This is a genomic window from Paenibacillus sp. JGP012 (assembly GCF_014203995.1).
Taxonomy (GTDB): Bacteria; Bacillota; Bacilli; order Paenibacillales; family Paenibacillaceae; genus Paenibacillus; species Paenibacillus silvae.
The window spans coordinates 58,322-70,529 of the sequence record NZ_JACHKG010000003.1 but is presented as its reverse complement, the minus strand read 5'-3'; the positions used below and the strand labels follow the sequence as shown (position 1 = coordinate 70,529).

11 protein-coding genes are annotated in these 12,208 nt (G+C 44.9%); 1 reads left to right on the top strand and 10 read right to left on the bottom strand.

Annotation, left to right across the window (positions count from 1 at the left end; translation table 11 throughout):
- Positions 1 to 148 precede the first annotated feature (148 nt).
- From murB to HNR77_RS05105, 9 genes are all read right to left on the bottom strand, one after another.
- Positions 149 to 1,042 (bottom strand): UDP-N-acetylmuramate dehydrogenase, encoded by an 894-nt coding sequence (murB, locus tag HNR77_RS05145; RefSeq protein WP_184181440.1) that lies wholly within the window; start codon positions 1,040 to 1,042, stop codon positions 149 to 151.
- Between the two features lie 491 nt (positions 1,043 to 1,533).
- Entirely contained in the window at positions 1,534 to 2,523 is a 990-nt protein-coding gene (locus HNR77_RS05140; RefSeq protein WP_311768579.1) for an SDR family NAD(P)-dependent oxidoreductase, read from the bottom strand.
- Positions 2,524 to 2,685: 162 nt separating this feature from the next.
- On the bottom strand, positions 2,686 to 4,737 hold the full coding sequence (locus HNR77_RS05135) for a serine hydrolase domain-containing protein (RefSeq protein ID WP_184181438.1): 2,052 nt from the start codon (positions 4,735 to 4,737) through the stop codon (positions 2,686 to 2,688).
- A gap of 111 nt (positions 4,738 to 4,848) precedes the next feature.
- Positions 4,849 to 6,147, bottom strand: coding sequence for a sensor histidine kinase (locus HNR77_RS05130; protein WP_184181436.1), 1,299 nt, complete (start codon positions 6,145 to 6,147; stop codon positions 4,849 to 4,851).
- A 1-nt stretch (position 6,148) separates the two neighbouring features.
- Positions 6,149 to 6,889 (bottom strand): LytR/AlgR family response regulator transcription factor, encoded by a 741-nt coding sequence (locus tag HNR77_RS05125; protein ID WP_184181434.1) that lies wholly within the window; start codon positions 6,887 to 6,889, stop codon positions 6,149 to 6,151.
- 223 nt (positions 6,890 to 7,112) lie between these two features.
- On the bottom strand, positions 7,113 to 7,907 hold the full coding sequence (locus tag HNR77_RS05120; RefSeq protein WP_184181432.1) for an SDR family NAD(P)-dependent oxidoreductase: 795 nt from the start codon (positions 7,905 to 7,907) through the stop codon (positions 7,113 to 7,115).
- A gap of 129 nt (positions 7,908 to 8,036) precedes the next feature.
- Positions 8,037 to 9,035 carry an AraC family transcriptional regulator gene (locus HNR77_RS05115; protein ID WP_184181430.1) on the bottom strand — a complete coding sequence of 333 codons (999 nt, stop codon included), beginning with the start codon at positions 9,033 to 9,035 and terminating at the stop codon, positions 8,037 to 8,039.
- 114 nt (positions 9,036 to 9,149) lie between these two features.
- The gene (locus HNR77_RS05110; RefSeq protein WP_184181428.1) at positions 9,150 to 9,764 is read right to left on the bottom strand and encodes an esterase/lipase family protein; all 615 of its coding nucleotides are present in this window, start codon (positions 9,762 to 9,764) and stop codon (positions 9,150 to 9,152) included.
- 159 nt (positions 9,765 to 9,923) lie between these two features.
- Positions 9,924 to 10,232: a hypothetical protein gene (locus tag HNR77_RS05105; protein ID WP_184181426.1), complete on the bottom strand. Its 309-nt coding sequence runs from the start codon at positions 10,230 to 10,232 to the stop codon at positions 9,924 to 9,926.
- 217 nt (positions 10,233 to 10,449) lie between these two features.
- Here HNR77_RS05105 and HNR77_RS05100 point away from each other — a divergent pair, with 217 nt between their 5' ends.
- Positions 10,450 to 10,875, top strand: coding sequence for a hypothetical protein (locus HNR77_RS05100; RefSeq protein WP_184181424.1), 426 nt, complete (start codon positions 10,450 to 10,452; stop codon positions 10,873 to 10,875).
- An 85-nt stretch (positions 10,876 to 10,960) separates the two neighbouring features.
- Here the strand turns inward: HNR77_RS05100 and HNR77_RS05095 are convergent, their stop codons facing one another.
- Entirely contained in the window at positions 10,961 to 12,193 is a 1,233-nt protein-coding gene (locus HNR77_RS05095; RefSeq protein WP_184181422.1) for a beta propeller repeat protein, read from the bottom strand.
- Positions 12,194 to 12,208: the final 15 nt, after the last annotated feature.

Genomic DNA, 12,208 nt, shown 5'->3' with positions numbered 1-12,208 from the left:
TCTAATATTACAATAATTATCATAATCGTTCTTTCATTTTTATAGTGTACGGCAAAAAAGCCGCCATTCGGCGGCTTCATCTTATTAAGGTCGCATAGTCATGCCTTAGGCAACCCTGGTGAAGATTGTTCATATGTCCTGTCCTGAATTAATATTCTCCAAGGAAGATCACTTCTGTTTCCAGTTCCACCTGGAACGTATCCCACACCTTTTTCTGAATAAACTGAATCAAGTCCTCATAATCCTTGGCTGTGGCATGATCCACATTTACGATAAAGCCTGCATGCTTCATCGAAATTTCAGCTCCACCGATGCGGGTGCCCTGAAGCTGACAATCCTGAATCAGTTTACCGGCAAAATATCCCTCCGGGCGCTTAAACACACTTCCGCAAGACGGGTACTCCAGGGGCTGCTTCGATTCTCTGAGGAATGTCAATTCATCCATCTTGCTGGCGATCTCCTGCTTGTTACCTTGGCGTAGCGAAAATTCAGCATCGAGAATAATATAATGATCCATCTTGAAGAGACTGTTGCGGTAGCTCAGCTTCATCTCTTCTCGCGGGATAACAACAACGTTGCCTTCACGGGTAATGACCGTCGCCTTTTCAATGACATCCGCAATCTGACCACCATAAGCGCCAGCGTTCATATAAAGAGCCCCCCCGGTACTGCCAGGAATGCCGCAAGCAAATTCCAGCCCGGTCAGGCTATGCGCCAAAGCAGTACGGGATACATCAATAATATCCGATCCGCTCTGTGCCATAATGCGCGTTCCCTCTACCTTGATCTGGTCAAAGTGGCTTAGCGAGATCGTTACCCCCCGGATGCCTCCATCCTTGATAATCACGTTAGAGCCTTTGCCAATGACGGTCAGGGGCAGCTGATGGCTGTTCGCGATCTCCACAACTTTGGTAATCTCCTCAACCGTAGTCGGATGCACGAGAATGTCCGCTTTGCCTCCAATTTGAATAAACGTATGGTTTTTTAAAGGTTCATTAAATTTCACTTTTTCACTAGGTATGTGGTTCTCAAAAATGTTCATGATTTTCTCTCCCTGCGTTCTTCAAAAAGAACATGATTCCTACATTGTAAATCGAAACACACTCCGAAGACAATCTATATAAGTTGAACTAAAGAATTTACACAATCCACTCCGATGACAGAACAACCTTCCAATCGCTGTTATCCCCAGATTTTTTCGATTCCCTTTTCCAAAGGGAAAAATCCGGTGATAAAGGCGACCGCTTCGCTTTTTCAGGTTTTTTCTGTCCTCTCCGTTCACGTGTAAACGAATAGTTCAACTTATATTTCCTTATATTTCCCTGTACAGACCGATGAAATTCAACCGTATACTATAATGATATTCGCCTGTTTATTGAATAGGTACTCAAGTACAAGCTAAATTATAAATGAACATGAATATTCGAATCGGTTGGCATAAAAAACAATAGCGCTGCGGATTTATCCACCGCAGCGCTTGAACATTCTACCACATATTCTGGATATCATCTATCTTTTGAGTACAAGCCCGTTTCATTCCCGTCCGTCGACTGGAATATCAGTCTTCGTCAATTCAGTAGATAACGCCCATAACCGAACAGCTTGCTCTGGATCAATAGCATATGGCTTCACACCGTAAAAAGCACCGTCTTCGGGAGCCATCTCACTGATATTACAATCTTCACAGTACACTCCGCCCATGCCTTCAAGCTTGGGAGCCGTTGCCGCCCACACTTGAGTTGCAGCCCCCTGTTCAGGTGATTTGAATGCTGGGTTAGCTACGTTGCCAGCTTCATCAATCCAGCCGAGTGCAACCATCTCTTCTTTGGGCATATGGCGCTGTAATGGAGTCATGATTCCACCGGGATGAACCGCAAACGCACGAACGCCATGCTGCTTGCCAAGTCTGTCCAGCTCCACCGTAAACAAGCTGACGGCTGTTTTGGATTGGCCATAAGCCGGAAACTTCTCGTATCCCTGTTCAAAATGGATATCATGCCAGCGAATCGGAGAGAAATGGTGCCCTGTAGAGGAAACAGACACAACACGTGCTCCGCCCTCATTCACGAGAGCAGACCATAATAGATTGGTCAAAGCAAAGTGCCCCAGATGGTTCGTGGCAAATTGTGCTTCCCAGCCTGGACCTACTCGTGTCTCGGGGCATGCCATAATGCCTGCATTCAGGATCAACATATTAATACTGCGTTTGCTTGCCAGAAAACGCTCGGCAAATGCACGAACACTTGACAGATCGGCAAGGTCAAGCTCATCAACCTCCACATTTTTCAAATCCGTCAAAGCTTCCCGCGCAGCTTCAGGTCTGCGTGCAGTTACAACAACATGTGCTCCTGCACGAACCAGTGCCCGTGTAGTCTCCAGGCCCAGACCTGAATATCCGCCAGTTACAACGGCAAGACGTCCAGACAGATCCAGGCCGCGTAAAACCTCATCCGCTGTACTGCTCTTGTCAAAACCTGAATTCATTTTTTGCTGTTGTGTATTTGTATTTTTGTTCATATCCATTCAATTTAGCTCCTTATACTCTCATTAGTCACTGTAATTGCTAATCGTATTGATCCCGGTTGGGACTTCTATAAACAGTCTACACCTTAGAGTACACTCGAAGTCAAATGATGCCCGTTAAGAGTGAAGGACGAAAAAAGCCGCCATTACGGCGGCTTTACTCTACTTCAGATGAAGCTGGAAGACATCCCCAGCGTTGCCGCCAAATACGATAAACCCTTGCTTCGGAAGTTTGGTTATCTGTTCACCAGTCGCGATGGAGAATTGCAGCACTTCACCTTGATCATTATAAACCGCATAACCGCCGTGCTCAGGAGAGCTCACTGTTATCGTTTTTTCTGCAGATTTTCCACCGATGGCATACCATCGTGCCTGACCGTTCGCTGGAATGGTCACCATTCCTGATTTTCCACTAAAAATCGGCCGAATGGCCTTTTCCGAGATGTACTGCTGTCCGTTCTGCGTGAGAATTTCAGCATCCTGTTTCTTCATTAATTCCAAGTCAAAAGCATCTCGGCCGTTCATGATCGGGATTTCGGCCACATTGACAGCGTGATTCACATCCGTAATTTTCGTCCCGTTCACATAGCCGTGCTCTGCATTGACCTTGAAGGTTTTAATCAGCTGTGATGGGAGCAGATAGAAGATAGATGTAATTTTTTCGTCCAGCGCAAAATATCGCAAGCCATTCCGTGCAGTCCACTTCTCACTGATAACCGCATCCAGTTTGTTATGCTCCAGCTTTTGATAATCATATGCGCTCATCCTCATTTGTCCCAGCCCAGGCAAGGTCAGATACCCTTGAACTTTCACATATGTTTTAGCATTTCGTTCCTTCACAAAGCTCACCTTCACACTTCCGTCCTTGCTGGTAAAATACCCGTCCCCTGTATACACATAATTTTGTTCAGCAATCAGTCCGCCCAGCATAGCTGGTAATGTGAATGCTGCATTCTGAATATCGATTTCCGTCGTTGCACCAACGGTTCCATACAAACCGGAGTAATCGTTCAGCTCAGCAGGCATCTCGGTCCGGACCGGTGCAGAGAAGGTGCGATCCGGCTTGATGTTGTCAATGATGCCTTGTTCGTTCAGTACTTCCAGCAACACTTTAGTGGCAAACATCTGATCAAAAACGGAAGAACCGCCCGAAGATAATACAGCCATAGAGATGTCATGCTCTGGAATTGTAATTAAAGAAGCGTGATACATCATCGTATCACCTCCCTTGGTCAATGCCTTGACACCATACTCACTGAATGGAGCAAGCTCAACGGCATCCCAGCCAAGCCCGAAGTTGAAAGAATTGATTTCGTCAGATACCCATATGCCTTTGCGATATTCAGGACTTTGCATTGCCTTGACGGAAGCATCCGATAGAAGATCCGGGCGGTTGCCTATTAACATCTCAGCAAATCGCGTCAACTCCTCAGCCGTTGAATAAATGCCACCCGTGCCGATGATATTCGCATTTTCAACAGGCATCTTCGGTTCGAGTGTTGGCCAATAGGTCTCAGCTAACCTGTCTCTATTGAAAGAATCCAGCGGAGTCTTCGTTGAATCCAACTGCAACGGCTTACTGATAAACTGTTCCACATATTTGCTGTAACTTAGTCCACTTATGCGCTCCACCAAAATCTCCAGCAATTGAAATCCATCATTACAATAGACCGAGTATTCGCCAGGCTTGGATTTGAGCCGTTCGGCCTGAAGTTTGATCAGTAATTCATCATGGTTACGTGTATCGTTATCATCAAACAACATGCTGTTTCCATACTGCGAACCGTATAACCCGGATGAATGGTTCATTAACATACGCGGAGTGATTTCTTTATAGCGGGGATCTGCCATTTTGAAATCGGTAATATACGTGGTAAGTGGCTGATCCAGGTCAACCTGACCAGAATCGACCAGCATCATAACCGCAGTAGTCACCACCATTTTGCTTACGGAGCCTATGCCGTACATAGTGTCTTTGTCCACGGCTTTCTGGCTCGCTTTGTCATGAAATCCAGCACCATCCGATAAAATAATTTCCCCTTCGTCCATAATGGCATATTGCAGACTTGTGACACCGTAATGTTGAACAAGCATCTCAGCAATTTGCTTGGCTTTTCCTTGAATCGTCTGCTGTTCACCCGCCTGGGCTTTGACTCCGGATACAGGCATGATGACGAGCATCAAGGCACATAAAACCGTGATTATCCTTTTCATTCAGACTTCCTCCTTTGGATAGATATGCATGAATGGATTCATCATACCCGACAAAGAAGTTGCCTGCGGAAAAGAACCCCGAATGGAAAAAAACAACCCCTGAACGACAGTTCAGACGTTGTTTGTGTTATAAGGAAGAACAACCATGTTGTTAAACGATCCTTGCCCTTGCTCAATCGTCATGTGGCCTCCATATTTGCTGCATATTCTCGATATATTGGTCAGGCCAAAACCATGAAATTCTGAATCCGTTTTGTCACTCTTTAGATTCGTTGCGGGTAATGCTGTGTGATTCATAATCTGGATCACCAGTGCAGAAGCTGTGGAATGAATGGATACTAACATATAGCGATCTTCGGCAATCCGTACTTTTTTGGATGCTTCAACAGCATTATCCAGAATGTTACCAAGTACCACGCACAAATCGTATCGTTCGATGCCTATATGCTGGGAATGCAGCTGTATGCGCGTATCGACCCGAATTCCGTTTGCCTGCCCAACCGCCAGCGTATTTGTAACCAGAGCATCAATGACAAGGTTACCGCTATTCACACGTTGGTAAGCATGTTCAATCGTATTCAAGGTTACGTGCATATGCTCTGTTGCTGCTGACAGCTCATTACGCTTCACACATTCTTCGATATATAGAAACTGTTGATTGATATCGTGGATAATACTTTTTATGCTTTTGAAACTGTGTACGGTCTTCTCATAATTGGCATCCTGATAATCCATCTGCCGCTGCAATTGTTCATTCTCATGAGCAAGCTGCGCCTTCTCTACGATATTATCGAACACATATACAATGAACACGTTGAGAAAAAGGGAGCCGAGCACCGAAAAAATATAATAGATATTTTTTTCACTGTATATAGAAATGACATTAATCTGATATACCGAAATCACGGTTACAATTAAAAATAAAACATAAAACCGATAATGCACGGCAAAGCTCCGGCGTTTGGCAATGAGATGAACAATGGTAATCACCACAAACATGATGCTGCATCCTAACAGCAGAACTTTGGAGAACAGCCATATAGCTTCCGGGCCATAGACAGCCTCTTTAAGGTAGTCGATGCCGTCAAACTCACTTACAACATAAACTGAAATGATATTTACCGTCGTTAGCAGGGCTGCATACATAACCGTAAACATAATCTTCAATTTTAATTCTACCCGATAGGATTGTGCCAGAGTGAAGATATAGATCAATGCAAGAGCAGTCGATAGAACTGAAGGTAATCGCGTAGCCAAATAAAAGAAATTCAACAGGATAAACACAATAAAATAGATTACTCTGCGAGGTTTGCGTCTGGTCTTGCCCAACACAGAATCAAAATAATAATTCGCTTGAAAGGTCATGAGCAGGGTCATAAAAATGACGGGCACCAGATGCAAAATATTCATCTTACTGGACCCTCATGATCATAAATTTGGTATACGTATCTTTGACTTCTTTGATTTTGGAACGGCCTATGGGCAATGAGGTTCCATCCAGCATCGTTACTTGTGCTCCCGTAAACTTGTGTACATGCATTAGATTGATAAGAACGGATCGGTGAATCTGCATAAAACCATGCTCTTTCAGCGTGGCAGCATAAGTCGATAAAATACCTTTCGTTTCATAGGAGTGATCACTAGTGATAATCTTTAGCTTGTTTTTAACCGTGAGGCTTTTGATGACCTCAATCCATAAAATATCTTCATATTTCAGCATCAAATCATCGTAATCCGATTTAATCACAACGTACTTTTTATCCATAGCTTGGAAATACTGATGAAGTTTGATCAGCTTCTCTTCCAGTACGCTCTCCTGAATAGGCTTGATCAAATATTGAAACGTCATGACATCGAAACTTTGAACCATATACTCGGGATAACTGGTCAGAAACATGATCTGCACATCCATCATCTTCATTTTCCTGATTTCATTTGCTGTCTGTATACCATTAATCCCGCCCATCTCAACATCAAGAATAAGCAGATGAAACGTATCCCCCTGGTCCTTATAATATGTGATGAGCTCTTCTCCCGAGCTGAACATCATGGTATGAAACTCCATATCCGTTTTGAGGGAGATTTTGGCCAGCATGCTTTTTACAATCTGCCTCTGCTGTACATCATCATCACATATGGCTATATGGTACATTTAATCCCGCCTTTCGTTAATGCAGATCCATTCAGTCATTCTATTAATATACTATGTTGTCTTCCGCTGTAGAAGAATTAAGGGCGAAGTGCATACAGCAGACCCTGAGCAGCAAAAATTGCAGTGATGAGCTCTGCTAAGCCATAACCCAGAACACAAGAAAAAGGACAATGCAGCGGTTACACTGCCTCGTCCTGATTGTATTTCTTTTTCAATTACGGGCTTAAAAAATGGTAGGGACCATACCGCCATCCATGCGGATGGGTGATCCTCTGAAGCTTGAAGCGAATGGGCTGCATACAAAGGCAACCATTTTTCCGATTTCAGCCGGCCTGATGAATCGCTGCAGCTCGGATTGAGGCAGATTTTTTTTCATAAAGTGAATTTCTTTGGCCTCGAAATCAAGCAATTCATCCGCATAGATGCTTTCGATGATGCTCTGGACATTCTCCGAAAGAGTTGGACCCGGTAGAATCGTATTCACGGTTACTTCTGTTCCGGCTGTGAGCTTGGACAGCGTTTTGGACAGAGACAACAGCATGCTCTTGGTCATGCAGTACTGCGGCATCTGACCCGACGGCATAATTGCTTCTTCACTTGCAATAAAAACAATACGGCCGGCGCCATTGCTTATCATTCCCGGCATATAAAAACGGCATAATGCGTTGGCGGCAAGCACATTGGTACGGAAATAGGTCTCCCATACTTCATCGCTCACTTGCTCGTAACTCATCAGCTCATAGATCCCCATGCTATTAATTAAAATATCGACCTCTGGATGCTTCCCGAACAAGGCTTCCCTCTCCGCTCGGTCTGTAAGATCAGCTGTTGCCCTTTGCGGAGATGTATCAGGAAACATCGCCTGCAGTTCAAGAACCGTTTGCTCAACCTCATTGTCGTGCCGTCCATTAATGAGCACGTGAACGCCTTCTCTGGCGAGTTCTATGGCAATGCCTTTGCCAATACCTCTGGTTGATCCGGTAATTAATGCTGTTTTTCCTTTTAACTCCATATCCATCCTGTATATCTCCTTTTTTGTGTAAAAACTGTCCGATATTCAACTCATCAGCAGCTGCAGCAGCCGCGTGTTTCGGATAAGGATGATATTACAGAATCTGCGCTGCTCCGTAACTAGTCCCGAGCGCCATCACACATGCGTGACACGCCAATTGGACGGCGTATCTCCTTCCCAGGTACGGAAAGCACGATAAAATGAATTCTGATCCTGATAACCGATCAAATAAGCAATCTCTTTAATATCAAGCGAGAGATCGGACAGATATGCCCGGGCTTGCTCGTGACGCGCCTCGGTCAACAGTTGTTTGAAGGTGGTACCCTCCTGCATCAGTTTACGCTGAAGGGATCGCTCGCTCATATGCAATTCTCTTGCAATAGTACATATATCGAGACGTTTGTCTGAAAGATTCCGCTTGAAGATACACTTCACAGTCTGGGCCATGGATTGACGCTGCTCTCGGCTCAAGGATTGATCCAACATCGGGGTCAACATGTCTAGAAGTTCCTCATTATAAGACTGAAATTTCAGGTCAAGGTCTGATCTGTTCAACCTCAGTTGATTCAGCTGCGACTCCGTGCGTACCTCACACCCAAAAAAAGCCTCAAGAGTGCTGACCTTCCCCATTGGATGTATGAAATCGACTGATTGCGCAACCAAAGGTTGTCCTGTTCCACGCCTGCCAAGCTCAAGCAGGAAAGCCAGCGTTGTGCCAACCAGGAGAGCAGGACCGGTCTGCCCGGATTGGCGCCAATCCAGTTCAATAATGCATTGATCCCCTTCTTCCGTCATATGCAACCGTTCCGGCGGACATATCTGCTTGTACCGTGTCATACGCACCAGTGCTTCCCGATAATCCCTGGCATGATAAGCTGCCAGTACGGTTGGAGGATATTTGAAAACCTCAAATGACGTTGCAAGCCTCACTATAGCTTCGGCTGTATCTCCAACAAGATTTGCGTATGCCTGCCAAATAGCAAAGTACTGATCTTGAGTGACCTTCGACTCATGGAGAGAGGACTGGGGTAATCCCGCCTCTTTTGTTATATCTTCTATCGTTATGCCAAGTTGATGTAAACTGTCCCAGAATCCGGGATGTATTTTAATCCAGGGAGAGGAAGCAGACTTCATCGTTATCATCTCCTTTGCTCTGTACCTGAGACATCGCCTTTTCATAGCAAGCCCCCATTCAGCAAAACACGACTGACCAAGAATGGTCAATCGTGTCATGAACATTTGTTACGACTATTCGATAAGTGCAGCCTTGATCAAGGCATTAACCCTTGAGTTATAGAGCAACCCGATATGAGTCACCAGATTAACCGAAATATTGTTCGCACCGTCCAGCCTGGACAAGGCAGGTGATACAATGGTATCACTCGTTGAATAGATCGAGGTAACTCTAATGCCGTCTGGTGCTCTGCTTGTTGTCAGTCGATTCGCCCCGCCCAGCGTAATCAGTTTATCCACTTTACCTATGCCACCACGGTTCAATATGTAATACAGGCTGTTGGCTCCGCCCATACTATGAGCAACGATATGGACTTTTGAATGCCCCGTTTGGCGAAGCACATCGTCCACAAATCGACTGATTGCCGCAGAATTCAACAGTTGATTCCCAGCTTTGCTCGGGAGATCAATGGCAAATAATTCATCACTCGACCATCCCTCTCCCCGCAGATATCTCTCAATTAAAGCAAAATTGCTGTCTGACCCGGTTAAACCGTGGACAAAAACGATTGGCGTGCGTTCAGTTGCAGCAGAAGCCTTCAAGCTCTGTCCAATACCAGGCAAAGTAAAAATAAAGACCATGCTCATGCAAACCATTAGCAGCAGCTTTAACTTTCTCAAAAAGATCATCCTCCTGTGAAATGAGATATCCATATTTTATAATTTTAAAAATGGAAATAAAATGGATCTTTAGTCTCATTTCACCAAATGAGTATGATGTTAACTTCTAATGATTTTGTTTAAGCAGCGCTAAGGTTCTCAATTTACTTGGCCCATTACACTGCCTGACTATCCCTCCACGATATCCGCATGCAGATGCGACGCCGCTTCCATCATCACCGGAACGATAGCCTCATTCGAAATAGCAGCGTATAACTCCCCCATATATAATCGGAACGGATACTCTTGCCCTTCATGCTCCCACATAAAGAAATCCCCTTCAATGGTCATCGTGCTCTCCGCTCCAACGATATTAAGTACTGTCGAATAAGTGAATTCCGGCTTGGAGGCAAAGTAAGCTTTGCATTCTTCCAGCGAGATTTGTTGTTCCGGATTGTTTTCCTGCATCGATCTGGTTATTTTAAAACGCTGATTCATTTTGTTATGCCCCCAACTTCATTTAATTTGTGTTCTCTGATTCATTTCATAACAACATATTTTCTCATTTCATTATGGCTATGTCAAAATACACGTCAAGATTGTTTAGTTGATATGTACCTGAATCTCCCAATTTAGATAAACATGAGCGCTCGTCCATGCGAACGCGGTCACATTGAATATAGTATTCTATCTGAATGATAAGGAGGAATATCCCTTGACCAAATTACTTGATGCGAGAGTGTCAGTGAATGCATCTACCTTTAATTCCATTGCCATTCCTATTCCTGTCATTAATACGCCTACATTATTTGCACAGATCGGTTTATTGACTGCAGGCTCAGGTTCCAATCCAAGAGTTTCTTTGAAGGGAACGATTACCGTACAGCTTCCACTTGCTCTGTTTCAGGTCCGAATCACGATTGTACGAGGCACAGTTGCAAGCGATCCGATCATTTATTCGGCCAATCACACGTACGGTCTGGGCGGATTACTTGTGCCAGAGGTCATCATGTTTTCTGCCAATGACTTTAATCCACCTATTGCTCCACAGTTAACCTATACTGCCTTTATCAGTACCAATCTGCTTGGCACCGTCCGGGTAGGTCCTGAAAATTTCGACGGATTTATCGTTTCAGATTAAGCTTTGCTTTTGATGACTAACACCCCATCCCTGTGATCTACATCTGGATTGTAGAGAACAGGGATGGATGCGTTTGTACGTTAAGCTAATTGCCGAAATAGACATCCAGCTTGCCCGTTGGCGGCGTGGTTGCCATCCACACAGCAGCCAGGTTATCCGGAGCATATGTAGCCGCTGTAATATAATCTCCGATTAACGGTGTTGGTACCGGAGCAACACCATTGGGATTAAATGACGTTGTTGTTAGACGACGATTGCTGAAGCTCGCTCCGCCATCAAAGGACTCGGCGACAAATACATCAAGCAGAAAGCCATCAATTTGATTCGTATAGTAAATTACCCGTATCGTTCCCGCAAATGGAGAAACGGTGATGGCTGGAAAAAAGTTCTGTGTACCTGCGGGCGCGCCAGTGATGCTTATCGGATCAGACCAGAGAAGTCCATCTGGAGATTCACAAAGCAAAACATCGGTATATCCAGCACGAGCGTCATTCCATACGGCATAAACGGTTCCGCTGTTCGGTCCAACGGATATATCAGCTGCTAAACTCAGATTGGTTTGCACCCGAAAATTATAGTTCGGCACAGGTAGCGGCGATGGCGATGGTACAACGGAAGAAATAAACGTAGACTGACGTTCTATAGGGGGTTGATAGTTGATTCCGCCATCATACGATATGCGTAGCAATGCAGAGGGGCTTGCTGGCCCTGTAATAATATAACCTGCATAGACTTCGCCAGAGAAGCCAACGGCTAAAGCTGCCCGGTCGTGAATTCCACGTGGACTCGATTGTCGATCTGGGGGTTCCCACGAGATTCCTTGATCCACAGATCTTTGAGTAAAGATAGCAGAAGAGGTTGTAGCAAGCGGGGTATACCCTACATACGCATGACCTCGATATGGACTGCCTGGGGAACGATCTACAGCAATGAAAGGTTCATCATTATGCACGATTGTTCCAAACCCTAATTGCACAATCACTGGAGGTTGAAAAGTTGCCCCATCATCGAAGGAAGTATAACTTACAATGGTTCCGTCATTGATTCCGTTAAATACATGCACTGTAACGATAAAAGTGCTTGGAAACGTATAGTCTATAGTCGGTGCTTCCGCCCCTGAATAACCTGCGGGTTGTGCAAGAACGGTAGTGGACCATGTCAGCCCCCCATCAATAGAACGATAAAATCCCGTAAGCGTTGGCCCGGTACTCGTATCCACAGCTACCACACACATAATATTAGGATTTAATATGTTAACTGCAATGGAAGGCTCAAACTGGTTCCCTCCCAAAGCGCCGGTAATATTTACAACAGCCAATTTCATCACCTCTTT

Bases quoted from the DNA above. Each gene is read 5' to 3' on its own strand.
- murB (WP_184181440.1), bottom strand. From the start codon at position 1,042: ATGAACATTTTTGAGAACCACATACCTAGTGAAAAAGTGAAATTTAAT.
- HNR77_RS05140 (WP_311768579.1), bottom strand. From the start codon at position 2,523: ATGGATATGAACAAAAATACAAATACACAACAGCAAAAAATGAATTCA.
- HNR77_RS05135 (WP_184181438.1), bottom strand. From the start codon at position 4,737: ATGAAAAGGATAATCACGGTTTTATGTGCCTTGATGCTCGTCATCATG.
- HNR77_RS05130 (WP_184181436.1), bottom strand. From the start codon at position 6,147: ATGAATATTTTGCATCTGGTGCCCGTCATTTTTATGACCCTGCTCATG.
- HNR77_RS05125 (WP_184181434.1), bottom strand. From the start codon at position 6,889: ATGTACCATATAGCCATATGTGATGATGATGTACAGCAGAGGCAGATT.
- HNR77_RS05120 (WP_184181432.1), bottom strand. From the start codon at position 7,907: ATGGATATGGAGTTAAAAGGAAAAACAGCATTAATTACCGGATCAACC.
- HNR77_RS05115 (WP_184181430.1), bottom strand. From the start codon at position 9,035: ATGAAGTCTGCTTCCTCTCCCTGGATTAAAATACATCCCGGATTCTGG.
- HNR77_RS05110 (WP_184181428.1), bottom strand. From the start codon at position 9,764: ATGATCTTTTTGAGAAAGTTAAAGCTGCTGCTAATGGTTTGCATGAGC.
- HNR77_RS05105 (WP_184181426.1), bottom strand. From the start codon at position 10,232: ATGAATCAGCGTTTTAAAATAACCAGATCGATGCAGGAAAACAATCCG.